Origin of the sequence: Pseudarthrobacter sp. NamE2, from assembly GCF_005796205.1 — a bacterium.
In the GTDB taxonomy this organism is placed as follows: domain Bacteria; phylum Actinomycetota; class Actinomycetes; order Actinomycetales; family Micrococcaceae; genus Arthrobacter.
Genome location: NZ_VAHN01000016.1, coordinates 34,388 through 57,449, shown reverse-complemented (window position 1 = coordinate 57,449; position 23,062 = coordinate 34,388). Strand labels below are relative to the sequence as shown.

The following is a 23,062-nucleotide window of genomic DNA, read 5'->3' as shown; positions in this document are numbered from 1 at the left end:
CCTCAGGCCGCCTTCACCAGCGGGAGTTCGTCCCAGTGCGTGGTGTACCGGGGGGACTGCATGCCGCGCTTCATGGTCCAGTCCAGTCCGGTCCTGATTCCGGCGTGGCCAAGCCCGATGGAGCCCCGGCCAAAGCGCCGGCTCACATCCTCAAGCAACGGTCCGATGCCGCGTTCCTCGTGCCGGTTTTCGAACGGTTCCAGCGGCGGCTGGTTCGCGGTGGGACGCAGGTCCGTGAGCATCAGCCCCGCTTTGGCGTACTGGAGGCCGTCGCGCACCTGGGGCAGCAGCGCATGGGCAGCCTTGGTGAGCAGGAGCGGGTCCGCGGTGGGCATGGGAAGGGAGACGCACACCGAGGGGTAGGCCTGCTCGTGGTGCCTGAACGGGGACGTGGCGGCGAAGGCGGTCAGCACCTTTGCCTGCAGCCCGTGTTTGGACAGCCTTGCGCTCGCCTGCTGCCCATAAATGCTCAGGACCTGCCGCAGGCCTTCAACGGTGGCGACAGGCGTGGAGAAGGAACGGGAAAAGATCAGCTGGTCCCGGCCGATGCGCTCTTCTTCCATGGGAATGCAGGGCGTGCCCCGCAGTTCCAGGACCGTTCGCATCATCACCACGGAGAACTTGTCGCGGATGACCACAGGGTCCGCGTTGACCAGGTCCAGCACCGTGAAGATGCCCAGGACGTTCAGGCGCCTGGTGAGCCGGCCCGCGATGCCCCAGATCTCCTCTACGGACAACCGGGCCAGCAACGACTCCCGCACCGCAGCGGAAACACTGTCCCAGTGGCACACCCCGCCGAATGCAGGGTTGTTCTTGGCCCACTTGTTGCAGAGCTTGGCCAGGGTCTTGGTGGGTGCAATGCCCACACACACCGGGACACCCACGTGCCGCCGCACCGTTTCCTTGATCCTTCGGCCGAGGTCCAGCAGCTGTTCCGCATCCCCCTTCACGCCCAGGAACGCCTCGTCGATGCTGTAGACCTCCAGCCAGGCCGAGTGCCTGCCGAGCAGTTCCATCACCCGGGCGCTGATGTCCCCGTACAGCTCATAGTTGCTGGACTTGGCCACCAGCCCCCACTCCTTGGCCCGGGGCGCGAGCTTGAACCACGGGTCGCCGGTCTTGATTCCCAGTGCCTTGGCTTCCGGGGAGCGGGTCACGGCACAGCCGTCGTTGTTGGAAAGCACGATCAGCGGCCGGCCCTCCAGGGAAGGGTCGAAGGCCCGTTCGGCCGAAGCGTAGAAGCAGTTCACATCCACGTGCGCGATCTGCGGCATCTGCCGCATCACGGCAGGCTTAGGCATAGCCCGCTGCCTCCTTCCGCAGTGTGTCAGACGTGGTGCAGGCACCGGGTTGCCACGCCCCACACGGTCAGCTCGGACAGGGCAGGGACCCGGATGTCCGGGTACTTCGGGTTCTCCGCCTGCAGCACCACGCCGGAAGGAGTGATGCGAAGCCGCTTGATGGTCAGTTCCCCGTCCAGCACGGCGATCACCACGGAGCCGTCCTTGGGCTCCAGCGCCCGGTTGACGATGAGCTCGTCCCCGTCGCTGATCCCGGCGCCCTCCATCGAGTCCCCGGTCACCCGCACCACGAACGTGCTGGTGATGTCCTTGATCAGGTGCGCGTTCAGGTCGATCCGGCCGTCGAAATAGTCCTGCGCCGGCGACGGGAAACCCGCGGCCACCGCCACAGGGGCGATCAGCACCGATAACAGCGAGGCGCCCGCATCTATCACGCGGGGACCGATAACAACGCCCACAACACACCTTTTTTTCGAATATATGTTCGATTAGAACAGTGTACTGCCGCGAGCCGACAATCGGACCTCCCAGCGGCAGTCGGGTGCCGGCAGGCCGTCCCACCGCAAGCCACGTAAACTTGCAGGATGCGGTTGGTAGCAAGCGATATTGACGGAACGATCCTCGGCCACAACGGAAAAATCAGCGACCGCACCGTTCGCGCCTTTCACGCCTGCCGGGACGCCGGCGTCGAACTCGTCTTTGTCACGGGCCGCCCGCCCCGCTGGCTGCACCCGCTCCAGGACCAGCTGGGCCACACTGGCACCGTCATTTGCTCCAATGGCGCCGTAGTCTGGGACCTTGAAACCGACCGGCTGGTGTCCGCGCGGACGCTTCGCCTCGACGCCGTGCTCGAGATCCGCCGCATCATCAAGAAGCTCCGCCCGGCCGCCCTTTTCGCCGCCGAAACGCTCACGGGCTTCCATCTCGAGCCAGGCTTCATTGAGAACGAATCCAGTGAACTGCTGTCCGAGTTCACCCCCGCCCCGCTGCGGGAGACACTCGCCGGTGATGACAGCGTGGTGAAGTTCCTCGCCATTGTCCGGGAGGGCACTCCGGATGACTTCCTCGCGGAGGTACGTCCCGCCGTCGGGCACCTGGCGGCGGCCACGCACTCCTCGCCGGGCGTCGCCATGCTGGAGCTGTCCCTGCCGGGCGTCAACAAGGCGGTCACCCTTGCCGAGTATGCGGCAGGACTCGGCATCGATGCCGCAGATGTGGTGGCCTTCGGCGACATGCCCAACGACATCGAAATGCTCCGCTGGGCCGGCAACGGCTACGCCATGGCCAGCGGCCACCCGGAAGCCATCCTTGCGGCAGGGCAGCAGGCGCCCCATTTCGACGACGACGGCGTGGCCCAGGTCCTGGAGGCGCGGCTGGCGTCCCTGGATGCGCCGCGCCCCTGATTCCCGCGCCCGCCGCCGTTTTCACAGCTGGCGCTCACCTCGCGTTCACCTTCGCTCCTTAGCGTGAAGGTTGGAGAGCAGACTCCTCTCCTGCTGGCTTAAGGGGTAAAGATGGCACGTAACGTCAAACGCGATATCGCCGATGCGCCGCTGCGCAGGGCAACGCCCGCTCCGCACTGGAAGAAGCTCCGGCAGGGTGACCGCGTCCGTGTCCTGCCGGCACCCGGCTTCGAAACCGGAGGGGTGGTGGATGCCATCACCCCAGACAACACCGTGGTGTGGATCAATCTCGACGGCGGCGGCGGCCGCACCCTGCTGCACTGCGGCGACGGCGTGGAGATCCTGCCCTGCGAGGACTGACGCCCGCCCGGCTGGACGGTCTCCGGTACGCTCGCAGGTGTGACCCTGCCGTACTTCGACAACCCGGACGCCGCGGGCAACCAGCTGCCAATCGCCATGGCGCACCGCGGCTTTTCCCGCTACGGGCTGGAGAACTCGATGGCCGCGTTCCGCGCTGCTGCCGGCATGGGGTACCGGTACCTGGAAACGGACGTCCACACGACGTCCGACGGCGTGCTGCTCCTTTTCCACGACAGCACCCTGGACCGCGTGACAGACGGCAGGGGCAAGGTTTCGGAATTGACGGCGGCGGACATCGCCGGGGTCCGGATCGGCGGCCGCGAACCGATTCCCACCTTTGACGAGCTGGTCGCCGCACTGCCCGCCGCCCGGCTCAACCTGGACGTCAAGGACTGGGATTCGGTCCGCAGCACGGCGGCGGCGATTGAACGCCACCAGGCGCATGACCGGGTGCTGGTCACCAGCTTTTCGGACCTCCGACGGCGGGCGGTGCTGAAGCTGCTCAGCCGTCCGGTCGCCGCCTCGGCCGGGGTTGCCTCGATCACCGCATTCACGCTGCTGGGCCCGGTGCTGCCCGGGCCCCTGTTCCGGCGGCTGATGCGGCGGGTCCTGCGGGGCGTCCAGGCGCTGCAGGTTCCGGCCCGCCGCGCCGGGATCGAGGTTGTTACGCCCGGCTTCCTCCGGCGCGCGCACCGGCTCGGCCTGATGGTGCACGTGTGGACCATCAACGAGCCCGCCGAGATGCAACGCCTCCTCGACCTCGGCGTGGACGGCCTGGTTACGGACCGCGCCGACCTGCTCCGGGACATCCTGGCACAACGCGGCGGGTGGCCCGCCGGGCCACCCGCCTGAGTGTAAAGTGCCTAGCCGCGGCCGGTGCTCGTGGACGGGTCCTGGTCGCCCTCGGTGGGATCGGCCCGCAGTTCATCCGGGTTGCTGTCCGGCAAACCTCCGGAAACCCCCGAGACGCGGCCCTTCGTGGACTCCTCTCCGCCACCCGGTGCCGTCGCGCTCCCCGCCAGGCCGGCGTCGCCCGTTCCCCGGCCTGCTTCGGCCCTGTCATTGTCAGTCTCATCCACGTCGCCGCCGAACGGGTTCTCCGAGACCGGTCCCGGGGCCGGCCCGGTCTTCAGGCCGGGTGCCTTTTCCTTCTCCGCCTCCATGGCGTTGGACCCTTCGCTGATGGAGGAGTGGACCTCCACGTCGTCATTGGGATCCGTGGGCTCGGGAACGTTCAGCTTCTCCGTGGGCTTTGACGTTCCCGCGAGGTCCTCCATGGCGTTCTCCGCTGCCTTGCCGATGCTGTCGCCGATTCCCATGACTGTTCCTCCTGACGTTGTATGTGCCGGGCACCCCAGCGGCTGCCCGCCCTACTCCTCCAGAATTATCAGCATGCTTACAATTAGTCCAGAGCTGGGGCAAAGAACCGCGGCCGGAAGGAAGGATACGTACGATGAGCAGCTATCATCCGGAAAACGACCCCGCCAACCCGGACCAGCCGGGCAAGGGTCTTGACGGCGCACGCGGGGCAGGAAGCAAGGAATCAGCGGGATCGGCCAACCCGGATCCGGCGGAAGGCGATGTCACGGGCCTGGAACCCGGCGGGGGAGTGCCACCCGGCGAGACGCCTCCGGCCGAGGACCAGATGAGCGGTGACCAGGGGCACGACGAATAGCACCCGTACATTGCGGTGCCTCAGACCGTGCAACAAAACAGAGGTCCGACGGACAAGGCGTCCGCCGGACCTCTGTTGTTCATTCCTTAGTGTGCTTCGTTCGCCCGCGGCTTGCTGCCGGCCTGCTCGGCCAGCTGCCGGTCGAGGCCGTCCGCGTCCAGGCGTGTGTTCCAGGAGGCCCAGTCCTGCGGCCGGACCGAGGGGCGTCCCAGCAGGTAGCCCTGGCCGGCGTCGATTCCCAGCTCGGTGAGGACCTTCAGTTCGCCGACCGTTTCGATGCCCTCCGCCACCAGGGTGGTGCCGATCTGCTCGGTGAGATCCACCAGACAGGCGGCCAGGGCGCGCTGGATGCCGTCGTTGTCCACGTCGGCGATGACGTCCCGGCCCACCTTGAGGAAGTCCGGCCGCAGGTGGACCATTCGGCTTAGTGCGCCGGCACCGGAGTGGGTGTCGTCGACGGCGATCCGCAGGCCTTTGTCACGCAGCGGATTGACGGCCGCGATGAACTGCGCATACTGCTCATCGGCGATGCTTTCCGTCAGTTCAAGGACCACCCGGTTGATGGGAAGGTCGATGTATTCGAACAGTTCCGGAAGCCGCGGATCCAGGCAGGACGAGGGCGAGATATTGAGGGAGACAAAGAGGTTGGGCTGAAGGTCCCTGGCCGCGATGGCCGCGGAGCCGAGGGCGGAAAACTCCAGATTGGCGCCAAGGCCCACGGCCCTCGCCTCGGCGAACCACAACTCCGCCGCGGCGCCGTCGTCGCTGACGAACCGGGACAGTGCCTCCACGCCGATCACGCTCTTTTCGGCGAGCCCGTAGATGGGCTGGAACGCCGTCATCAACATCTGGTTCTCAAGCAGTGTACTGATGCGCGACACACTCCGGATGGCATCAATCTGCTCGGCAACCTGCGGCGGCATGGCAGGGGGAGTCAGACGCATCTCCCGGGCGCTTTCCAGCGTTTCCACGGTATTCGCGTCGCTGCGCCGCGTCTCCAGCAGGTATTCCAGCAGTGCCCGTTCCGGAACCCCCGGATTTTGGTCGAGATTGTTGCTAAGGCGCTGGCGGACGGCCGCGCCGGACGGATCGGTATCCGCCAGCACCGCGGCAATGATTCCCCATGCCTGTACACGAACCGACATTAGCTACGCCCCCAGTTGACGAAGTAATGACCTTGTGGCCCAATAATGTTCAATTTCTAAACGCCTTTAACTCCGGTGATTCTGTTCACCCCAGCTTTTGCGGCCAGGAAAATCAGACACCGCACGATGATCGTATATCGGCGGCACCAAAAGCGCAGTACTTTAACCTTTACGGGTTCGCGCTTTCCGGCCGGTCAGCCAGCAGTACCGGAATCTGCTCGGGCGGAACAGGCCTGCCGAAGTAGTAGCCCTGCGCGCTCAGGCAGCCGAGGCCGCGGAGGATTTCCGCCTGTTCCGCCGTCTCCACACCTTCCCACACGGCCTCCAGCCCGCAGGCCCGCACCAGTTGCAGCACCGCGGCCACCAATTCCGGCTGGCTTGGATCGGACCCCAGCCCGGAAATCAGCGAGCGGTCAACCTTGACCCGGTCCACCGGCAGCCGTCGCAGGTAGCTGATGGAGGAGTAGCCGGTACCAAAATCATCAATTTCGATTCCCACGCCCAAACCGCGAAGGCCGCCGAGTGAATAGCGGTCCAATTCATTGCCCTTGACGATGGCAACTTCCGTCAGTTCCAGTACCACCTGTTCCGGCCGCACACCGGTTTCCTTCAACACTGTCCGGACGTCCTCGATGAACTGCAGGCTTTGCAAATCCGTGGCGGAGATGTTGATGCGGACGGAGAACATCGTGTCCACCAGGGACGCGTCGATCCAGGACCGGAGCTGGTGCACTGCCGTCCGGAGCACCCAAAGGCCCAGCTCGGAGATCAGCCCTGCCTCTTCGGCCAGCGGAATGAATTCGTCCGGCATAACGAATCCCCGGGTGGGGTGGTTCCAGCGGACCAGCGCCTCCACGCCCTCCACCCTTCCGGTGGCGAGTTCCACCACGGGCTGGTAGTGGAGCGTGAGGCCGTCATTCTTGATGGCGGTGCGGAGGTCGTCCACCAGCTGGCGGCGGAGCCTGCGCATCAGCAGGAGAGCCGGTTCAAACCGGTGCAGCCGGTTCTGTCCTTCGGCCTTGGAAGCGTACATGGCGACGTCGGCTTCCATCAGCATGTCCTCGGGCGCCTGGCCGGCACTGCCCGCGCTCAGCCCGATGCTCGCTCCGCAGCGCACGCTGCGCCCGGGCAGTTCTATGGGCGAATCGAGCGCCGCCAGGATGCGGTGCCCTACGATGGCGGCCTGGTCCGGGGTGGCCGAAGGCAGCACGATGGCGAATTCGTCGCCGCCCAGCCGGGCAACCACATCACTGGCACGCACCGCACCCCGGATCCGTTCGCCAACGGTGATCAGCACTTGGTCGCCGGCGGTGTGGCCCATGCTGTCGTTGATGGACTTGAAAGCATCCAGGTCCATCAACAGGATGACAGGGACTTCGCCCGGCGGGTGTTCGGCGTCGAGCGCGGCCCTCAGCGACTCAATGAGGGCGGAGCGGTTGGCCAAACCCGTGAGCGGGTCCTGCATGGCCATCTTCTGCATCTCAAGGTGCGCCTCGTGGAGCAGCTGGGTGCGCACCTGCACGCGCTGCTCCAGCTCCTCGTAGATGATCTGCAGGTCCTCGGCCAGCAGGTTGGTGCCCATGATGATGGCGTCCAGCTCGTCCCGTGCGGGGGACACCTCGATCCGGGAGCTGAGGTCTCCGGACGCCAGCCGGACAATGCCTTCCAGCAGCTGGGAGAGCCGGGGATCATTGTCCGCGAACATCGGGGTTCCTCCTTCCCTCAACCGGGGGCCGGTTCAGTTGGCCTGGGAACGGTCGGCGTCCAAGGGGAGGCTGACCGTAACAGTGGTTCCCGCGCCCAGTGTGGACGCTACGTCTATTTTCCCCCCGTGCCGGGCCACGATGTCCTGGGTGATGGCAAGCCCCAGCCCCGTCCCGGGGATGGCCCCGGACATCGCGTTGGACGCGCGGTAAAAACGCGTGAACACGTGGTCGATCTCGTCGCTGGAAATACCGATCCCCGTGTCCGCCACGCGCACGGTTGCCCAGCGGGAGCCGTCGTCGTCAGCGTGGGACTCGCTGCCCACCTCGATCCGGCCGCCGCTGGGCGTGAACTTGATGGCGTTGGACACCAGGTTGGTGAACACCTGCTGCAGCTGCACTTCGTCAGCCAGGATTTCCGGATCCTCGGGGACCTGTTCGACGGCGATGGTAACGTTCTGCAGCCTGGCCAGCGGACGCAGCGCCGCGGCCACCAATTCCAGGGTCTGGCCAAGCCGGACCGGCGTGAGGTGCATAAGGCCGTCGTCCAGGCCGTTGCGCGAAACGCTCAGCATGTCCTCGATGAGGGAGCGGAGCCGCTCGGTATTCCGCACCACGATGTCCAGCATCTTGTGGATCTCGGGGGCGATCGGCTGCTCCGTGCTCTCCTGGATCATGTCCAGATAAGCCATGATCGAGGTCAGCGGCGTGCGCAGTTCATGGTTCACCGTGGCCAGGAAGTCAGTCTTGGCCTTGTCCAGCTGCTGGAGCTGCTTAACTACCTGCTGCTGGCTGCTGATCAGGTGGCTCTGGATCAGGCCGTGGGCGGCGTTGCCCGCCACGTGCTGGATCAGGCCCAGCTCGGCCCGGGACCATTGGCGCGGCCGGTCCTGCATCGCGATCCAGATGATGCCCAGCGAGGAGTTTCCCTCGCCCATCGGCACCGCCAGCGTGGAGACGGCGTGGGAGAATCCCGACGCCGGCACCCCGCCTGCCGCCGCATCTCCGCCTTCGCGGCGGCGGCCGGGTTCGCCCTCGTCCGGTTCGGTGCCTTCCGAGGCCAGCGTCTCGGCGCCGGCCCACAGCACGTCCGCGGTCCGGCGGGCTTCGTCCCCGCCGGGCAGGACACCGTCGGGCAGTGGCTTGACGCGGGGCGCGTCCCACGCGGCCGTAATGTGTGGAACCCGATCATCTTCAAAGGTGGTGAGCCGGACGTGGTCCGCCTTGAATGTGCTGCCGAAGCCGGCCACCACGTGGTTGGCAATCTCCTGGGGATCGTTGGTGGCGCGGACAGCGGCGGACACCAGGCGGAGCTGCTCGCGCAGCGCCTCGGCTTCCTGCCGGGACGCGCTCCGCCGGGCCACCAGGTCGATGAGCGCGGTGGCGCGGTGGACCAGTTCGCGGGGCGCGGGCGGCTTGGTGATGCAGTCGTGGATGCCGGAAGGCCGGGCCGAGGTTTCGGCCGGGTTGTCCAGGTCCACCATCAGCAGGACGGGCACCTCGGAGTCGATCGCGGGCAAAAGCGAGGCGTCGGCGATGATCACGGCAGGCTCGCCCTCATCGAGCAGGGCACTTAGGCGGGATGCGTCCGAAGCGGTCCGGACGAGGTACCCGGCACCCTCCAGGGCGGCGGCATTCAAGCCCAGCCGTCCGGCGTCGGGATCTGCCACCACGGCGGTGCGGGCCACGCGCGAGTCACACCGCATATCAGCCGCCACAAAGACCACTTCCCTCCCAGTTGAGTACATTGTAGGGGGATGCAGGACGGACGGCTTCTGGAAAAGGCTGCGGAGGGCAAAGTGACGGACCAGCCGACCGAATCTGCCAAGGGGGGACCTGAGCCTGGACGGGGGCGGAATCCTCCAGCTCCGGTGGCCGCGGGGATCCTCCATCAGCGAGGCCGATGCCGAAAGCGCCATGCGCAGGGTGAACGAGCTGTGCGGGATACCCGGCGCCCCATGCTCGTGGACATGGCGACCACCGAAAAAGTCAGCCGCGGTGCCCGGGCCCTCTTTGGCCGCCGCTGCCAGGCAACGCGGATCGCGCTGCTCGGCTCCTCACCCGTGGACAAGGTGATGGCCAATTTCGTGCTCGGAGTCAGCAGGCTGCCCTGCCCCACGCGCTTCTTCACCTCAAGGGAGGTGGCCATGGCCTGGCTGGTGCTGGACAGCGGCCCCGCCGCCTGACCTGGAACCTTCCCCTCGGACGGAAGAGTTTTTGGGCAGATATGAGGGGCTAAACGGCATTTAAGTCGGCATATGTGGCCAAAAACTCCGGGGACCGGACAGGCGGGACATATATTTGTCCGGTGCCCTCACCTGCGAAGCCGCCAGCCAAATCCGTAGCGTCAGCCCTGCGCAAGTACCTGATGATCCCCAAGCTTGTCCGGTTGTCGCGTTCCGCCCCGAAGGACCGTCCCCTGGCCTGGGACCGGTACTGGGCCGGCATCAAGGCAACGGGCGCGGGCGGCGAGGTTCTGTGGGATGCCGGGACGGACACTGAATTCCTTGGCTACCAGGATGTCCTGCTCCGCCATCTGGACCCCGCCCTTCCCGTGCTGGACATCGGATGCGGGCATGGCAGCTTCACCCGCGCGCTCGCCGGAATTTTCCCTGAAGCCGTCGGCGTGGATATCTCGGCGCACGCCGTCAGGCGGGCGGCCGCGGAATCCCAGGGCCTGGGGAACGTCCGGTTCGAGGTCCGGGACATGACCTCGCCTGGCGCCGGGGCGGGGTTCGACGGCGGCGCGAACGTCTTCATCCGCGGGGTCCTCCACGTCCTGGACCAGGCGGGGCAGTCGGCCCTGGTGCAGAACCTGCGGCTCCTGGCAGGGGACCGTGGCACCGTGTTCCTTGCCGAAACCAATTTCCCGGGCAACCCGGTTGAGTACGTGTCCCACCTGGGCGCCACCCCCCGCAGCATTCCGGCGCCCCTGGAACGCGCCATCCGGGGGCTGCCGATGCCGGGTCGCTTCGGCCCCCAGGAAAGGGCGCAACTGCTGTCCCCGGCGGAATGGGATCTGCTGGAGGACGGCGCGATCCAGATCGAAACCAACCCCGCAACCGCGGTGGAGGGGCAGGGGTGCGTACCCGGATATTACGCAGTGCTGAGGCCGCGGTCCTAGCCGGAAATCCTGCGCTGCCGCCTGCGCGGGAACCCGCCGAATGTGCCCGGCAGCCCTTGACAGGGGAGCGCATGGGGAGGCTCCATAGTAAGTAGACTTACTAGTTCCAGCCCCTGGGGAAAGGAAGGCCAACCATGGCGGAAGACAAGGGCAACAAGAACCGCGACGCTGCGGACAAGGACGAAGAGGATTTGGGCGCAGGCCCGGATGACGGAAAGATCCGGCGCGGGCCGGAGTCGTCCAAATCGCTCAAGTACTCCCAGGAAGTGACGTCTCCGGAAGACGAGCCGGAACGTGAAGGCCGCAGCCTGGCCACCACGCACCACGAAGTCATCAGGCAGTGGGCCGAGGAGCGCGACGGCGTGCCGGCCACCGTGGAGGGCACCGAACACAGTGACCACCTCGGAGTGCTGCGGATCGACTTCGGTGGCGGAAACGACAAGCTCCGCCACATCAGCTGGGAGGAATGGTTCGAAACCTTCGACTCCCGGCGCCTGAATTTCATTTACCAGGAACAGCGCAGCGACGGGCAGCAATCCAACTTCTTCAGGCTGGAAAACCCCAATCGGGAAGACGCCTAAGCCGCACCAGCGCCCACATCGTTTCGTCAGCACCGGAGCACCTATCCGGCGCCACTTTGGCGACCGCGGACGCAAGACCGTCAGGAACAACAATGCGAGAACTCATACCGTCAGGCTCCCTCCGGGGAATGCTCCTGCCGCCCACGTACGGCAGCCACGTCACGGAATCCACCGAATTCACCGTTCTTTCGGTGGAAATTTGGGCCACCGGGCTGGTGGTCAACATCCAGATGGCAACCGGGGGCGGACCTCAGCCGAACATCATCCTCCAGGACCATTTCGGCACCGGGTACGCGCTGCAGGACTCTGCCGTCCTCGGGTCCCGGAACCTGCAGGTTTTCACCCCCTCCGTGCCGCCCGGCACCAGGAGCCTGACCGTCAGGTCCGCGGACGACGCCGAGGCCCGTCCCGTGGTGACCTTTGCAGTCCCGCTGATGTCCGTGCCCGTTGACACGGACGAGCCGGATACCCGCGGCGGCGACGTTCCGGAAGAGTCCGAGCTCCGCCGGCCGGCCTGATACCGTCCCACCCGAAACCTCCCGAAAGGCAGCCACGATGCAAGACACCAGCACTTTTGCGCCCGCCACCGCCATTGTCACCGCGTCCGATTCGGGCATCGGCAAGGCGACGGCGGTGGCCCTGGCCCGCGCCGGAATGGACGTGGGCGTGACCTGGCACTCGGACAAGGCCGGCGCCGAAGGTACCGCCGAGGAAATCCGCGCGCTGGGACGCAAGGCGGTGGTGCGGCAACTTGACACCACCGAACTCCGTGCGGCCGGTGCCGTCATTGACGAACTCGCGGACGAACTGGGCGGCCTGGACGTCTTCGTCAACAATGCGGGGACCGGGGAGAGCACCAAGTTCCTGGACATGGACATCGACCGCTGGATGCAGACCCTGGACACCAACCTCAACGGTGCGTTCGTCTGCCTGCAGGCGGCGGCCCGGCGCATGGTCCGGGCGGGCAGGGGAGGGCGGCTGATTGCCGTCACCAGCGTCCATGAATTCCAGCCGCGGGTGGGTTCTTCCGCTTACGACGCGTCCAAGCACGGGCTCGGCGGCCTTATGAAGACGCTCGCCCTGGAGTTGGCGGAGCACGGAATCACGGCCAACACCGTGGCGCCCGGCGAGATAGCCACCCCCATGACCGGCCAGGAGGACGAAGATCCCACCACCAAGGACCGGCCGGGCGTACCGCTTGGCAGGCCCGGGAACGCGTGGGAAATTGCTAACGTCATCGCCTTCCTCGCCTCGCCCGCCTCCAGCTATGTCAACGGAGCGTCCTGGCCCGTCGACGGCGGTATGCTCCAGATGGGGCCGCAGGCGGGCTCGCACATTACCAGCCACGAGTGGCGCGAAGGGTAGGAGTTTCACGCGTTCGTCGCCCCATTACATCGGGCAAGCGCTTTCCGCGCTGGTGCTGGCATGATGGAGCGCATGCGCATCCTCATTGCTCCGGATAAGTTCAAGGGCTCGCTGACGGCCGCCGAAGCCGCCGCAGCCATCGCCGAAGGCGCCCTTCGCGTGTACCCCGACGCCGTGGCAACACAGTTCCCCATTGCCGACGGCGGCGAGGGCACACTGGAGGCTGCCGTCGCCGCCGGCTACGAGGAACGGCTGAACGCCGTCACCGGGCCCATCCTGGCCCCGCTCGGTGCCGCCTGGGCCATCAGGAAGTCTGACGGCGAGACGGTCACCGCGGTCATTGAGACTGCCCAGGCCTCCGGCCTCGCGAGCATGGAGCCCACCCCTGAAAACGCCCTCCGCGCGCATAGCTACGGCTGCGGCCAGCTGATCGCGGCCGCACTGGATGCCGGAGCCACGGAGATTGTCCTGGGGCTGGGCGGCTCGGCTATGACCGACGGCGGCAGTGGCGCCCTGCGTGCGCTTGGCCTGAAGCCGCTGGACGCTGCCGGCAACGTGGTGCCGCTTGGCGGCGGCTCCCTCGCCGAGATTGTCTCCCTGGACACCAGTGCCCTGGACCCGCGGCTCGCCGCCACGACGTTCCGCATCGCCGTCGACGTCCGAAACCCCCTCTACGGCCCGTCCGGCGCGGCCCATGTTTTTTCACCACAGAAGGGCGCCGACCCGGATGCGGTGGAACTGCTAGACGCCGGGCTCCGCAACTGGGCGTCGGTGCTGCGGGAGGCCACGGGCCGGGACGTGAACGTCCCCGGCGCGGGCGCCGCCGGCGGCTTCCCGGCGTCGTTCCTTGCCTTCACCGGGGCCCGGCTGGAAGGCGGCTTCGCGCTGGTGGCCGGACTGACCGGGCTGGCCGACCAGCTGGCCGGGGCGGACCTGGTGATCACCGGTGAAGGGTCCATGGATTCGCAGTCCCTGACCGGCAAGGCGCCCATCGCCCTCGCCGACGCCGCCCGCGAAAAGGGCATCCCGGTCATCGTGGTGGCCGGCCGGATCCTGGTGACCCTCGAGGACCTGGCCCGGCACGGCGTCGTGGCCGCTGCGCAACTCTTGGACGTTGCTTCAAGCCCGGCAGACGCCGTCGCAAACGCCGGCAAGTACCTGGCGTGGGCAACCACGCAGGTCCTAGAAGGGGCCTAGCTCCTGCCGCCCCTCCCAATTAAGTAGCGCGAACTGCCGTTTTGAAGCCTCAAATCGACAGTTCGCGCTACTTTAGTTGCGTCCTAGTGGGCACCAACCCGCAAGGCGTGGTCCACCGCGGCTTCGGCACCCTGGGTCCACGGCTCCCCGTGTCCGGACAGCACCGTGGCCGCGCCGGTAGCGGCAACAGCCTCAAGGGATGCCAGCGCCTGGGCGGTGTCATTGGTGGCCGCCGACGCCACGATCTGCGGACCCTTCCTGCCCGTATAGGGGTCCAGGGTCACCAGGGCGTCGCCGCTGAGGACGGTGTTCCGGCCGGGCAGGTGGAGGATGCAGTGTCCGTCCGTATGGCCCGGAGTGTGCACTACCGTGGGGCGCCCGGGAACCGGGAGTGCCGCACCGGTACGCAGCGGCTGGGTGGCGGACACGCCCTTCACGGCCAGCGCCCCGGCCGCCGCCATCTGTCCGAGCAGCGGCAGGGAACGCGGATGGGTGAAGGGGTAGACGAACCGGTTGCGTTGCGGCTTGTACCGGTAGGGATGCGCCGCCAGCCGGGAGTCGCCGGGATGCACCATCACCGGAACGTTCCACTCCTGGCGGGCTCGCAGCGCGAAACCCACGTGGTCGAAGTGGCCGTGTGTGAGCACCAGCGCCTTGATCTCGTCCGGGCGCCGGCCCCGTTCCGCGAGGAGCTGCAGCAGCATGGACCACATGCTGGGCAGGCCGGCGTCCACCAGCGTCAGTCCGTCGTCGTCCTCCACCACGTAGCAGTTGACGTGGGCGTGCGTGATCAGGTGGACGCCGTCCGCGACGTTGGCCGTGATCATGATCGGGGTTCTGAACGTTCTGCCCTGTGGCTCCGGCCTGTCATCCGACGATGGTGGTGTTGCGGCGGCGGCGCCAGACCAGGATGAGGACCAGCACGACGATGGCGACAGCGCCGATGACCCAGGGGGTCCAGTCGAGGCGCGTGGACTCGTTCTCTGCGGATTCACCCGTTCCCGGGTTGGCGGGTCCGGTGGAAGCGGTGTCCCCGGGAGACGGCGTGGGGGTGTTGCCGGTGAGCACCCACACCCCTCCCGAGGATCCCCTGTCAGCCTGGACGGTGTCTGCCGGGACTGCGGCGGGCGGGGCTGCCGAAGCGGCGCCGGCGGTCAGGGCAGGTGCCGTGACGAGCAGCAGTGCCAAAAGGATGGTCTTCGCAAGGTTTCTCATAGGTTCCTCTCGTGATGGTCCGGCTAGGAGCCGGTCTCGTAGTGTGGTTCGGCAACAGGTTTGGATTCGGGGGAGCCCTTTTGGCGGAGGTAGACGGACGCGCCCACCAGGACGGCGACCGCCAGGAACTCGCTTTGCCAGTTCTGGAAGGACTCAAACCAGAAGCGGCTGGTGCCCATGTACTGCAGGACCGTCACGGTGGACTGGCCATGGCTTTGCTGCTCCTCGTTGTAGGCCGCCGCGCCGCCCATGGCATGGGCAGTGAGCGACGCGAGGAAGAGCCCGAAAAAAAGGATGGAGAGGGAGTTTTCGTAAAACTTCAGTGCCAGTCCGCCGCGCTTCACGGGCCACGGCGTGCCATCCTGCGTGTCGGCCTGCCGCGGGTCCTCATCCTGCGGTGATTCCTTGCCCATTGGCTTCGATTCCGAGGAGCCTTTTTGGAACAGGAAGATGGTCAGCACCACATACATGCCCATCTGCAGGAACTCGGACTCCCAGTTCTCGAAGGTGGCCTCGTAGAACTCGCCGGTGGCCAGGAATTCCAGGACCGTGACCGGGGGCTCCCCGTGGGCTTGCCGTTCCTCGCTGTAGGCGGCTGCTCCGGAAAGGATCATGCCCCCGAAAAACGCCAAAAAAAGGGCGATGTTTGCCAGCAGCAGCCCGTGTTCCCTGACCCATTTACGCATGGCTGACTCCTTTGCCTAGAGCTGGTCCGGCTTGCCGGCTGCCGCTTTCCTGTTCAGGTGGATCGGCACGTACACCAGCAGGACCACCATGAAGGCCAGCAGCGCTCCACCGGCAGTGAAACCTGCGGACCGTCCAGCCGTGACGTCGAAAACCAGGGTGGCCGTGCCGGCGCTGAGCAGGGCGATGCCCGCGAGGGTGACCTTGGCGATGGTGTCCCCGCTGGCGACCAGGGTTTCCTTCAGCCGCTTCCTGAACAGCCGCCGGTGGACGCTGACCGGGAGGAGGATGAAGGCAGTGGTGATGGCGGCGATGACCACGTTGGCCAGGTAGAGGGTGATCTGGAAGTCATCCAGGTCTTCGAAACGCTCCTGGAAGGGAAGTGTCAGCAGGAAGCCTGCCAGGATCTGGACCCCCATCTGCAGCACACGCAGTTCCTGCAGGAGCTCGGCCCAGTTGCGGTCCAACTGTTCCTCACGGGTCTCGTTCCGCCCCGTGCGGCCGGTGTAATCCTCCACCTCGGACATTGTTTCTCCTTCCCTGGCGGGCGGGTCTTGTTTTCCTTCTACTCCTTCACTACCCAGAAACCGGACCAACGTTGCGCCCGCACCGTCGTTTGATAAGTTTACTGATTATTCGCATGGAACGGTGGACTTGGTTCACCGGCCGGGATAGCGTCGAAGAGCCGGTGAACGGCGGCTTTTCGCAAACCGACACAGTGAGTAGGCGGACTATGAGCGGCACAGACAAGCAGACAGACCAGCCAAGAGACCCACGGGGCGGTTACCACGACGGGCCCTTCCCCGAGCAGGAACAGAAGCAACCCGGACTCACCGGGCCCATGGACCCCAAGCCGGACCACGGCGAACTCAGCTACGAGGGCCACGGAAAGCTTGAGGGCAAGGCGGCGCTCATCACGGGCGGAGACTCGGGAATCGGAAAGGCCGCCGCCATCGCGTTTGCCCGCGAGGGGGCCGACGTCGCGATCTCCTACCTTCCGGAGGAGGAAGATGACGCGCAGGACACCGCGGACTGGATCCGGAAGGCGGGGCGTCGCGCCCTGCTCTTTGCCGGTGACGGCCGCGAGGAGGAATTCAGCACCCGGATCGTCGAGGAGACAGTGTCCGAGTTCGGCCGCCTTGACGTGGTGGTGCTGAACGCGGCGTACCAGAAGAACCGCGAAAGCCTGGACACCCTGCCCACGGAAGAGTTCGACCGCGTCTTCAAGACCAACCTGTACTCTTTGCTTTGGAGTGCGCGGGCAGCGGTGCCGCACCTGAAGGCGGGCGCCTCGATCATCACCACGGCGTCCATCCAGGCCTTTAACCCGTCACCCGGGCTGATCGACTACGCCATGACCAAAGCCGCACAGGTGGCATTCACCAAGGCGCTGGCCCAGGAGCTAGGCCCCAAGGGGATCCGCGTCAACGCGGTGGCGCCGGGGCCCATCTGGACTCCGCTGATTCCCGCCACCGAGTGGCCGGAGAAGCTGCCCAAGTTCGGCCAGGACACCCCGCTCGAGCGTGCGGGCCAGCCCGCCGAACTCGCTGCGGCCTACGTCCTGCTGGCATCGGAAGACGGCTCCTATATCTCCGGGGCAGTGCTTCCCGTCACCGGCGGCAAGGGCCTCTGACCGGCCCAAAAAAGACCAGTCCCCACCGCAACGCAAACAGGAGGAAAGCATGACGCAGGAAAACCAGCAGGCCCAGCCCGAGTCGGCCCCGGGCGGCTACGGCACTCCCACCGCTGAGCAGGAGCTGGGCAGCCAGGGCGGGGCGCAGCAGGGCAGCGCGTCGAACGGCGGCGTGGACACCAACGAGCCGCAGTCCAACACCGGCGAGGAACCGGTCCCGCACGATCTGGACCTGCCTTCCGGCGAAGCGGAGATCAACGAAAACAACGATGATTCCCCGGGATCTGCCCCTGTCTCCTCGGAATCCGGCCAGGAGGCCGCAGGCATTCCGGACGGCAGCGGCAACGACCTGCCGCAGGATCAGTCCCCGAACGACGACGGCGGCGAGAGCTTCGACGCCGGATAGGTCTTAACCGGGACACAAGTGAGCGCAGAAGGCTCCCGCCTCCGGCATCCCCTTGGGCGGCCGGGCGGGAGCCTTCGGCCTGTCCCGGCCGGTGCGTCTGGTTCCAGGCATAGATGGCGGCGGGCTGGGTACAGGACATGCGGAACCATTTCGCCAGCTGACGGCACTGCGTGCCGCTACCAGGAGGGGCTGTGAGCAGGAGATCATCAGAACAGTGGGCGCGCCCGGCGGCGGTGCCCGAGCAGGTAGCGGTGGACGTACTGGTGCCGACCTGCAACCGGCCGGCCGAACTCGCCGTCACCCTTGCTGGCCTGGCCGGGCAAACGGAGCCCGCGTTCGCCGTCGTTATCAGCGACCAGTCCAGCGGAAACCCGGGCTGGGAGCATCCCGCCGCTGCCGCCATGGTCCGCGTGCTTCAGGCGCAGGGACGGCCGGTCACGCTCCTCCGCCACCTGCCGCGGCGCGGACTGGCGGAGCACCGCCAGTTCCTGCTGGAGCAGTCGACCGCCGACCGGTGCCTCTTCCTGGATGACGACGTCTGGCTGGAACCGGAGTCATTGGAACGGCTTAGCGGTGCCTTGGATGAATTGGGCTGCGGCTTTGTGGGGATGGCGCCGCAGGGACTGTCCTTCCTGGACGACCGGCGGCCGGACCAGACGGCAGTCTTCGAGGCGTGGGAAGGCGGTGTGGAGGCGGAACGTATCCGGCCCGGGGGACCCGGCTTCGAGCGGTGGCCCCTGCACAGCGCCGCCAACCTCAGCCACCTCAGCGCCGAGCTTTCCCTGCAGCCCGGCCAGTGGGTGCCCTACCGGGTGGCGTGGCTGGGTGGCTGCGTGATGTACCGGCGGGAGGCCCTGGTCGATGCCGGCGGGTTCGGTTTCTGGCCCGACCTGCCCTCCGACCACGCAGGGGAGGACGTGGTGGCCCAGTGGCAGGTCATGGAACGGTTTGGCGGTGCGGGCATCCTGCCGTCCGGCGCAGTGCACCTGGAATCACCCACCACCGTAACCGACCGGCGGGTGGAAGCCTACGACGTGGTGCTGAAGCACGACCTCGTCTGAGCCGTTAGACGCCGGTCCGTAAGCCCTGAACAGGCCCGCGCGCGTGGGGACCGGAACTAGTGGGTGATTGTCACCGATCCAGAATAGGGGGTTACGGTACCGCACCAATCCGGCAGATCGCACCACCGGGGCACATCTGCGAAGTATTCTAAGAGCAAGGTTTTGCAGTAGGCCGGAGCGCTTCAATCAAGGCGTGAAGAATGGCCGCTGATCCCTCGGGGCAGGTTGGCTGGGGACCTCTTCCAATGCCACCGGAGCCGGTTTTCGACAGCAAGGATGTTGGAGACTACCTCTGGGAAGTCACCCGCGACTTCATGACGGATATCAAGGGTGAACACCGCGGTATCGCCTGGGCTGCCACCCTTTTCCGCCTGGGCAAGGCGCACACGCTTGCGGCCAGCACGGACCAGGCCCGCGAGGCGGACCGGGAGCAGTGCTCCTTCGCCGACGGGCCGGTGATGGAAGCGTTCCGGACGGGCGAATTCGTCCTGCTGTCCGACCTCAGCCGGGACCGGCGTTGGCCAGGTTACTCCAGCGCCGCCGCCAGCCATGGCGTGCAGTCGCTCCTGTCCGCGCCCATTGTCTCCGAGGGCGGAACAAGCGCCGCCATCAACCTGTACGCGGGCCAGCCCCACACCTTCACCAGCGACGACCTCGTGAGAAGCCGCAGCTACGTGCAACAGGTGTCCCGCGCCCTGCGGGTTGTGGTGCGGGTCGCCGAGCGCGCGGAGGCGACGGCGGGAATCGCCGTGGTGCAAAGCTCCCTTGTCCTGGTGGACCTGGCGGTCCGCAGCCTGATGAACGAATACGGCCTCACCCGCGAGGGTGCCCTGCGGTTCCTGCAGACGCAGGCAATGCACCACGAGTTGGACCTGCGCGACGCGGCACTGAACGTGGTCGCGCCCGGTGCCAATGTGGAGCGCACCGTCGCGACGGCTTCCGGGCTCCGGCAGGAACCGCCCGACGGCGTGGAGGACTTCCGCCTGCTGGCGCCGTCAGAGGTTGACCAACAGTTCCAGACGCCGCCCACGGAGGGTACTGCAAAGGAGCAGCGCCCGCGAACAACTGCGCGAAGGAGGACGGCATGACAACCGAACAAGAGAACCTGCGCGAAGGCGAGGCAACAGGGGGCGGGCACCCCTGGCGCCGGTTTGTGGCACTGGGAGATTCATACACGGAAGGAGTGGGCGACCCTCATCCGCGCAGCCTGGGCGGACTCCGGGGCTGGGCTGACCGGTTCGCCGAGGAACTCAGTACCGGCGTGCCCGACTTTGCTTACGCGAACCTGGCCATTCGGGGACTGCTGCTGCAGCAGATCCTGGACCGGCAGCTCGCTCCCGCGCTCGCGCTGAAGCCGGACCTGGTGGCCATGTCCGGCGGCGGAAACGACATAATCTTCCACCGCGGGCATCCGGACAAACTGGCCGTCAAAATGGACCGGGCAGTGGAAACGCTGGCAGCCACCGGCGCCACAGTGCTCCTGTTCGCCGGACCTGACTGGGGCGGCATCCCCGTGTTCAGCCAGATCCGGGGCAGGATAGCCATCTACAACGAGCACCTGCACAAGATCGCACTGCGGCACCACGTGACTATGGTGGACCTGTGGTGCCTGCCGGAACTGCAGGACGCGCGGATGTGGGACCCGGACCGGCTGCACCTGTCACCCCTGGGCCACCATGCCGTTGCCGTCGCCGCCCTGGACGCGCTGGAGGTGCCACACAGCCTCGAGCCCCTGCAGCCGCGGCCCATGCCCGCGCACGGCTGGACGCAGGCGCGGGTTGAAGACCTGGCCTGGGCGCGGCAGTACCTGTTCCCCTGGATGGTGCGGCGGTTTTTGCCGCACGGCCCGGAGGAACTGCTGGCGGCCAAGCGGCCCAAGCCGGGACCCGTCGTCGTGCGTGACCGGCGGGAGCGCTTCCCGTCAGTCACTCCTCCCGCGCCGGAAGCCGGGACTGGCACGGGCGAGGTGGCCTGACCGTCCGGGACGCTAGCGCTTCTTTGGGGTGCGTTTGGCAGCCACGTTCATGGCCGCCTTGGCAGCAGGCGGCAGGCCGCCCTGCTCGGTTTCGGGCTCCGCCACCGTTCCCCGGGCCTTCGCGATGGCCGCCATGCCGTGGTAGATCACCAGCGCCGCTGCTGAACCCAGGGCGATGCCGGTGAAGGTCAGCTCGCCGATGGTCCAGGTGTAATCCGCGATGCCGATGATGAGCGCCACGGCGGCCGTGGTCAGGTTGACCGGGTTGGAGAAGTTCACCTTGTTCTGCACCCAGATCTTCACGCCGAGGATGCCGATCATGCCGTACAGCATGGTGGCCGCGCCGCCCAGCACGCCTGGCGGGACGGTGGCGATAAGTTCGCCGAACTTGGGGGAGAAGCTGAGCAGGATGGCGAAGATGCCCGCCACCCAGTATGCCGCCGTCGAATAGACCTTGGTGGCCGCCATGACGCCGATGTTCTCGGCGTAGGTGGTGGTGCCCGAGCCTCCGCCCGCACCGGCCAGCACCGTTGCGGCGCCGTCAGCCATCAGCGCGCGTCCGGAGACGCCGTCGAGGTTTTGCCCGGTCATGGCCGCCACGGACTTTACGTGGCCGATGTTCTCCGCCACCAGCACCAGGACCACGGGCACGAACAGGCCCAGGATGCCGATGTGGAACTCGGGGGCCTGGAAATGGGGCAGCCCCACCCAGGCCGCGGCGTCCATCTTTTCGTAGCTGACCTCGCCGCGGAGCATGGCCACCAGGTAGCCCACCACTACGCCCACCAGGATGCTGAGCCGGCCCAGGATCCCGCGGAACAGGACGCTGGTCAGGATGATGGTGGCAAGGGTGACGACGGCGGTGACGGGCGCGGCGTCGAAGTTCTGCTTGGCGGCGGGGGCAAGGTTGAGGCCGATCAGCGCCACGATGGCGCCGGTGACGATGGGCGGCATGAGCCGGTTGATCCACTCGGCGCCGAACTTCTGCACAATGGCGCCCACCAGTGCCAGCGTGGCGCCGGCCAGGACCACACCGCCCAGGGCACCGGGCACGCCGAACTGCTGCTGGGAGGCCATGATGGGCGCGATGAACGCGAAGCTGGAACCGAGGTAGCTGGGTACCCGGCCCTTGGTGATCACCAGGAACAGCAGGGTTCCAATGCCCGAGAAGAACAGCGTGGTGGCCGGCGGCATGCCGGTGATGATGGGCACCAGGAAGGTCGCGCCGAACATGGCCACCACGTGCTGCATGCCCACGCCGATGGTCAGCGGCCATGCCAGACGCTCGTCGGGTGCCACCACGTGGCCGGGCTTGATGGACTTGCCGGTGCCGTGCACCTTCCACTTGGTTCCGAGCATGCTCATGGCGGAGGCCTTTCAAAAAGGGGGGATGCCGCGGAGGGCGGAGACGGGCTGCCACCAGAATACCGCCAAGCGTTGCGCCGGAACGGCTGTGGCCAACGTCACCTGCCTGACGGGAAGAGGACAGGGATAGTTGAAGTTGCAAGTATGGACAGCGAAGAGGCCGCCCCGGCTGGCGGGGAGGCGCAGCGAAAGGTAAACCAATGACCATTGCCCATGAAGAAGCGGTTATCGATCCGGCCGCCGTCGACGCCATCTTTGCCCAGGCCCGTACGGCCAACTCCTTTACCGGCGAGGTGACTGAGGAGCAGGCCCAGGCCATCTACGAACTCACCAAGTTCGGCCCCACCGCCTTCAACTCCCAGCCCCTGCGCGTCACCTACGTCCGCTCGGACGAGGCCCGCGGCAAGCTTGTGGACGCCCTGATGCCGGGCAACCGAGCCAAGACCGCCTCTGCCCCGCTGGTTGCCATCCTGAGCTACGACACCGACTGGGCCGGCCAGTGGGACAGCTTCCTCCCCGGCTACAACGCCCCCAAGGCCATGTACGACGCCAACCCCGGGCTGGCCGCCGCCACCGGCAACAACAACGCCCACCTCCAGGCCGGATACTTCATCCTGGCCGTCCGCTCCCTCGGTTTCGCCGTCGGCCCGATGACCGGCGCCGACTTCGGCGCCGTCGACGAGGCGTTCTTCCCGGCCGGCGACCAGAAGAGCTTCCTGGTGGTCAACATCGGCCGGCCCGGTGTGGACGCCTGGGGCGAAGCCAAGCCGAAGTTCGCCTACGAGGACGTCGTCCGCACCGTCTAACCGAGACGCTCTCTCACTTTTGGCAACTTTTGTACGAACGCTCTTTCACCTTGAAGAAACCTG

26 protein-coding genes and 1 pseudogene are annotated in these 23,062 nt (G+C 66.7%); 16 read left to right on the top strand and 11 right to left on the bottom strand.

Annotation, left to right across the window (positions count from 1 at the left end; translation table 11 throughout):
- Positions 1 to 2 precede the first annotated feature (2 nt).
- Complete coding sequence (locus FDW83_RS16455) at positions 3 to 1,301, bottom strand: Y-family DNA polymerase (RefSeq protein ID WP_171027593.1); 1,299 nt, start codon at positions 1,299 to 1,301, stop codon at positions 3 to 5.
- 26 nt (positions 1,302 to 1,327) lie between these two features.
- Positions 1,328 to 1,759: a LexA family transcriptional regulator gene (locus tag FDW83_RS16450; RefSeq protein ID WP_138139157.1), complete on the bottom strand. Its 432-nt coding sequence runs from the start codon at positions 1,757 to 1,759 to the stop codon at positions 1,328 to 1,330.
- A 126-nt stretch (positions 1,760 to 1,885) separates the two neighbouring features.
- On the opposite strand from FDW83_RS16450, the gene FDW83_RS16445 reads away from it, so the two are divergent.
- The 3 genes from FDW83_RS16445 to FDW83_RS16435 all read left to right on the top strand — a co-directional run bounded on the left by FDW83_RS16445 (position 1,886) and on the right by FDW83_RS16435 (position 3,916).
- Positions 1,886 to 2,704, top strand: coding sequence for an HAD family hydrolase (locus tag FDW83_RS16445; RefSeq protein WP_138139156.1), 819 nt, complete (start codon positions 1,886 to 1,888; stop codon positions 2,702 to 2,704).
- Between the two features lie 111 nt (positions 2,705 to 2,815).
- Entirely contained in the window at positions 2,816 to 3,064 is a 249-nt protein-coding gene (locus FDW83_RS16440) for a hypothetical protein (protein WP_138139155.1), read from the top strand.
- Between the two features lie 39 nt (positions 3,065 to 3,103).
- A complete protein-coding gene (locus FDW83_RS16435) occupies positions 3,104 to 3,916 on the top strand; it encodes a glycerophosphodiester phosphodiesterase (protein ID WP_240721022.1) in 813 nt (270 codons plus the stop codon).
- An 11-nt stretch (positions 3,917 to 3,927) separates the two neighbouring features.
- Here FDW83_RS16435 and FDW83_RS16430 read toward each other — a convergent pair whose 3' ends face one another.
- Positions 3,928 to 4,383, bottom strand: a complete 456-nt coding sequence (locus tag FDW83_RS16430; protein ID WP_138139154.1) for a hypothetical protein — start codon at positions 4,381 to 4,383, stop codon at positions 3,928 to 3,930.
- 134 nt (positions 4,384 to 4,517) lie between these two features.
- Here FDW83_RS16430 and FDW83_RS16425 point away from each other — a divergent pair, with 134 nt between their 5' ends.
- The gene (locus FDW83_RS16425) at positions 4,518 to 4,739 is read left to right on the top strand and encodes a DUF6480 family protein (RefSeq protein WP_138139153.1); all 222 of its coding nucleotides are present in this window, start codon (positions 4,518 to 4,520) and stop codon (positions 4,737 to 4,739) included.
- A gap of 86 nt (positions 4,740 to 4,825) precedes the next feature.
- Here the strand turns inward: FDW83_RS16425 and FDW83_RS16420 are convergent, their stop codons facing one another.
- The 3 genes from FDW83_RS16420 to FDW83_RS16410 form a co-directional block, all read right to left on the bottom strand.
- A complete protein-coding gene (locus tag FDW83_RS16420) occupies positions 4,826 to 5,884 on the bottom strand; it encodes an EAL domain-containing protein (RefSeq protein WP_138139152.1) in 1,059 nt (352 codons plus the stop codon).
- 169 nt (positions 5,885 to 6,053) lie between these two features.
- On the bottom strand, positions 6,054 to 7,589 hold the full coding sequence (locus FDW83_RS16415; protein ID WP_138139151.1) for a bifunctional diguanylate cyclase/phosphodiesterase: 1,536 nt from the start codon (positions 7,587 to 7,589) through the stop codon (positions 6,054 to 6,056).
- Between the two features lie 33 nt (positions 7,590 to 7,622).
- Positions 7,623 to 9,293, bottom strand: coding sequence for an ATP-binding protein (locus FDW83_RS16410; RefSeq protein WP_138139182.1), 1,671 nt, complete (start codon positions 9,291 to 9,293; stop codon positions 7,623 to 7,625).
- A gap of 115 nt (positions 9,294 to 9,408) precedes the next feature.
- Between FDW83_RS16410 and FDW83_RS16405 the strand changes: the two are divergent.
- From FDW83_RS16405 to FDW83_RS16380, 6 genes and pseudogenes are all read left to right on the top strand, one after another.
- Positions 9,409 to 9,773: pseudogene (locus FDW83_RS16405) on the top strand (STAS/SEC14 domain-containing protein).
- Between the two features lie 182 nt (positions 9,774 to 9,955).
- Positions 9,956 to 10,711: a class I SAM-dependent methyltransferase gene (locus tag FDW83_RS16400; RefSeq protein WP_138139181.1), complete on the top strand. Its 756-nt coding sequence runs from the start codon at positions 9,956 to 9,958 to the stop codon at positions 10,709 to 10,711.
- Positions 10,712 to 10,845: 134 nt separating this feature from the next.
- Entirely contained in the window at positions 10,846 to 11,292 is a 447-nt protein-coding gene (locus FDW83_RS16395) for a hypothetical protein (RefSeq protein WP_205754690.1), read from the top strand.
- 92 nt (positions 11,293 to 11,384) lie between these two features.
- Complete coding sequence (locus tag FDW83_RS16390) at positions 11,385 to 11,810, top strand: hypothetical protein (protein WP_138139150.1); 426 nt, start codon at positions 11,385 to 11,387, stop codon at positions 11,808 to 11,810.
- 37 nt (positions 11,811 to 11,847) lie between these two features.
- Positions 11,848 to 12,657 (top strand): SDR family oxidoreductase, encoded by an 810-nt coding sequence (locus FDW83_RS16385; RefSeq protein ID WP_138139149.1) that lies wholly within the window; start codon positions 11,848 to 11,850, stop codon positions 12,655 to 12,657.
- A gap of 72 nt (positions 12,658 to 12,729) precedes the next feature.
- The gene (locus tag FDW83_RS16380; protein WP_138139148.1) at positions 12,730 to 13,854 is read left to right on the top strand and encodes a glycerate kinase; all 1,125 of its coding nucleotides are present in this window, start codon (positions 12,730 to 12,732) and stop codon (positions 13,852 to 13,854) included.
- An 83-nt stretch (positions 13,855 to 13,937) separates the two neighbouring features.
- Here the strand turns inward: FDW83_RS16380 and FDW83_RS16375 are convergent, their stop codons facing one another.
- From FDW83_RS16375 to FDW83_RS16360, 4 genes are read right to left on the bottom strand one after another with little or no spacing between them, the layout of a single operon-like run.
- A complete protein-coding gene (locus FDW83_RS16375; protein ID WP_138139147.1) occupies positions 13,938 to 14,681 on the bottom strand; it encodes an MBL fold metallo-hydrolase in 744 nt (247 codons plus the stop codon).
- Positions 14,682 to 14,721: 40 nt separating this feature from the next.
- On the bottom strand, positions 14,722 to 15,069 hold the full coding sequence (locus tag FDW83_RS16370) for a LuxR family transcriptional regulator (protein WP_138139146.1): 348 nt from the start codon (positions 15,067 to 15,069) through the stop codon (positions 14,722 to 14,724).
- A gap of 23 nt (positions 15,070 to 15,092) precedes the next feature.
- Positions 15,093 to 15,755, bottom strand: a complete 663-nt coding sequence (locus FDW83_RS16365; protein WP_138139145.1) for a DUF6766 family protein — start codon at positions 15,753 to 15,755, stop codon at positions 15,093 to 15,095.
- Between the two features lie 15 nt (positions 15,756 to 15,770).
- Positions 15,771 to 16,280 carry a DUF6328 family protein gene (locus FDW83_RS16360; RefSeq protein WP_138139144.1) on the bottom strand — a complete coding sequence of 170 codons (510 nt, stop codon included), beginning with the start codon at positions 16,278 to 16,280 and terminating at the stop codon, positions 15,771 to 15,773.
- A gap of 206 nt (positions 16,281 to 16,486) precedes the next feature.
- On the opposite strand from FDW83_RS16360, the gene FDW83_RS16355 reads away from it, so the two are divergent.
- From FDW83_RS16355 to FDW83_RS16335, 5 genes are all read left to right on the top strand, one after another.
- Complete coding sequence (locus FDW83_RS16355) at positions 16,487 to 17,386, top strand: SDR family oxidoreductase (protein WP_138139143.1); 900 nt, start codon at positions 16,487 to 16,489, stop codon at positions 17,384 to 17,386.
- A 49-nt stretch (positions 17,387 to 17,435) separates the two neighbouring features.
- Positions 17,436 to 17,792: a hypothetical protein gene (locus FDW83_RS16350; protein ID WP_138139142.1), complete on the top strand. Its 357-nt coding sequence runs from the start codon at positions 17,436 to 17,438 to the stop codon at positions 17,790 to 17,792.
- A 191-nt stretch (positions 17,793 to 17,983) separates the two neighbouring features.
- The gene (locus tag FDW83_RS16345; RefSeq protein ID WP_205754689.1) at positions 17,984 to 18,853 is read left to right on the top strand and encodes a glycosyltransferase family 2 protein; all 870 of its coding nucleotides are present in this window, start codon (positions 17,984 to 17,986) and stop codon (positions 18,851 to 18,853) included.
- 200 nt (positions 18,854 to 19,053) lie between these two features.
- Positions 19,054 to 19,941 (top strand): GAF and ANTAR domain-containing protein, encoded by an 888-nt coding sequence (locus FDW83_RS16340; RefSeq protein WP_138139141.1) that lies wholly within the window; start codon positions 19,054 to 19,056, stop codon positions 19,939 to 19,941.
- A complete protein-coding gene (locus FDW83_RS16335) occupies positions 19,938 to 20,828 on the top strand; it encodes an SGNH/GDSL hydrolase family protein (protein WP_138139140.1) in 891 nt (296 codons plus the stop codon). Before FDW83_RS16340 ends, FDW83_RS16335 begins: the two co-directional genes overlap by 4 nt.
- 12 nt (positions 20,829 to 20,840) lie before the next feature.
- Here the strand turns inward: FDW83_RS16335 and FDW83_RS16330 are convergent, their stop codons facing one another.
- Positions 20,841 to 22,193, bottom strand: a complete 1,353-nt coding sequence (locus FDW83_RS16330) for a uracil-xanthine permease family protein (protein ID WP_138139139.1) — start codon at positions 22,191 to 22,193, stop codon at positions 20,841 to 20,843.
- A gap of 200 nt (positions 22,194 to 22,393) precedes the next feature.
- Between FDW83_RS16330 and FDW83_RS16325 the strand changes: the two genes are divergently transcribed.
- Positions 22,394 to 22,999, top strand: a complete 606-nt coding sequence (locus tag FDW83_RS16325; RefSeq protein WP_138139138.1) for a malonic semialdehyde reductase — start codon at positions 22,394 to 22,396, stop codon at positions 22,997 to 22,999.
- Positions 23,000 to 23,062 lie beyond the last annotated feature (63 nt).

Excerpts from the sequence above, each read along its gene's own strand:
- FDW83_RS16445 (WP_138139156.1), top strand. The coding sequence starts at position 1,886 with ATGCGGTTGGTAGCAAGCGATATTGACGGAACGATCCTCGGCCACAAC.
- FDW83_RS16390 (WP_138139150.1), top strand. The coding sequence starts at position 11,385 with ATGCGAGAACTCATACCGTCAGGCTCCCTCCGGGGAATGCTCCTGCCG.
- FDW83_RS16425 (WP_138139153.1), top strand. The coding sequence starts at position 4,518 with ATGAGCAGCTATCATCCGGAAAACGACCCCGCCAACCCGGACCAGCCG.
- FDW83_RS16455 (WP_171027593.1), bottom strand. The coding sequence starts at position 1,301 with ATGCCTAAGCCTGCCGTGATGCGGCAGATGCCGCAGATCGCGCACGTG.
- FDW83_RS16415 (WP_138139151.1), bottom strand. The coding sequence starts at position 7,589 with ATGTTCGCGGACAATGATCCCCGGCTCTCCCAGCTGCTGGAAGGCATT.
- FDW83_RS16330 (WP_138139139.1), bottom strand. The coding sequence starts at position 22,193 with ATGAGCATGCTCGGAACCAAGTGGAAGGTGCACGGCACCGGCAAGTCC.
- FDW83_RS16410 (WP_138139182.1), bottom strand. The coding sequence starts at position 9,293 with ATGCGGTGTGACTCGCGCGTGGCCCGCACCGCCGTGGTGGCAGATCCC.
- FDW83_RS16360 (WP_138139144.1), bottom strand. The coding sequence starts at position 16,280 with ATGTCCGAGGTGGAGGATTACACCGGCCGCACGGGGCGGAACGAGACC.
- FDW83_RS16370 (WP_138139146.1), bottom strand. The coding sequence starts at position 15,069 with ATGAGAAACCTTGCGAAGACCATCCTTTTGGCACTGCTGCTCGTCACG.
- FDW83_RS16430 (WP_138139154.1), bottom strand. The coding sequence starts at position 4,383 with ATGGGAATCGGCGACAGCATCGGCAAGGCAGCGGAGAACGCCATGGAG.
- FDW83_RS16340 (WP_138139141.1), top strand. The coding sequence starts at position 19,054 with ATGGCCGCTGATCCCTCGGGGCAGGTTGGCTGGGGACCTCTTCCAATG.
- FDW83_RS16440 (WP_138139155.1), top strand. The coding sequence starts at position 2,816 with ATGGCACGTAACGTCAAACGCGATATCGCCGATGCGCCGCTGCGCAGG.
- FDW83_RS16385 (WP_138139149.1), top strand. The coding sequence starts at position 11,848 with ATGCAAGACACCAGCACTTTTGCGCCCGCCACCGCCATTGTCACCGCG.
- FDW83_RS16350 (WP_138139142.1), top strand. The coding sequence starts at position 17,436 with ATGACGCAGGAAAACCAGCAGGCCCAGCCCGAGTCGGCCCCGGGCGGC.
- FDW83_RS16355 (WP_138139143.1), top strand. The coding sequence starts at position 16,487 with ATGAGCGGCACAGACAAGCAGACAGACCAGCCAAGAGACCCACGGGGC.
- FDW83_RS16380 (WP_138139148.1), top strand. The coding sequence starts at position 12,730 with ATGCGCATCCTCATTGCTCCGGATAAGTTCAAGGGCTCGCTGACGGCC.
- FDW83_RS16375 (WP_138139147.1), bottom strand. The coding sequence starts at position 14,681 with ATGATCACGGCCAACGTCGCGGACGGCGTCCACCTGATCACGCACGCC.
- FDW83_RS16420 (WP_138139152.1), bottom strand. The coding sequence starts at position 5,884 with ATGTCGGTTCGTGTACAGGCATGGGGAATCATTGCCGCGGTGCTGGCG.
- FDW83_RS16325 (WP_138139138.1), top strand. The coding sequence starts at position 22,394 with ATGACCATTGCCCATGAAGAAGCGGTTATCGATCCGGCCGCCGTCGAC.
- FDW83_RS16335 (WP_138139140.1), top strand. The coding sequence starts at position 19,938 with ATGACAACCGAACAAGAGAACCTGCGCGAAGGCGAGGCAACAGGGGGC.
- FDW83_RS16400 (WP_138139181.1), top strand. The coding sequence starts at position 9,956 with ATGATCCCCAAGCTTGTCCGGTTGTCGCGTTCCGCCCCGAAGGACCGT.
- FDW83_RS16395 (WP_205754690.1), top strand. The coding sequence starts at position 10,846 with ATGGCGGAAGACAAGGGCAACAAGAACCGCGACGCTGCGGACAAGGAC.
- FDW83_RS16365 (WP_138139145.1), bottom strand. The coding sequence starts at position 15,755 with ATGCGTAAATGGGTCAGGGAACACGGGCTGCTGCTGGCAAACATCGCC.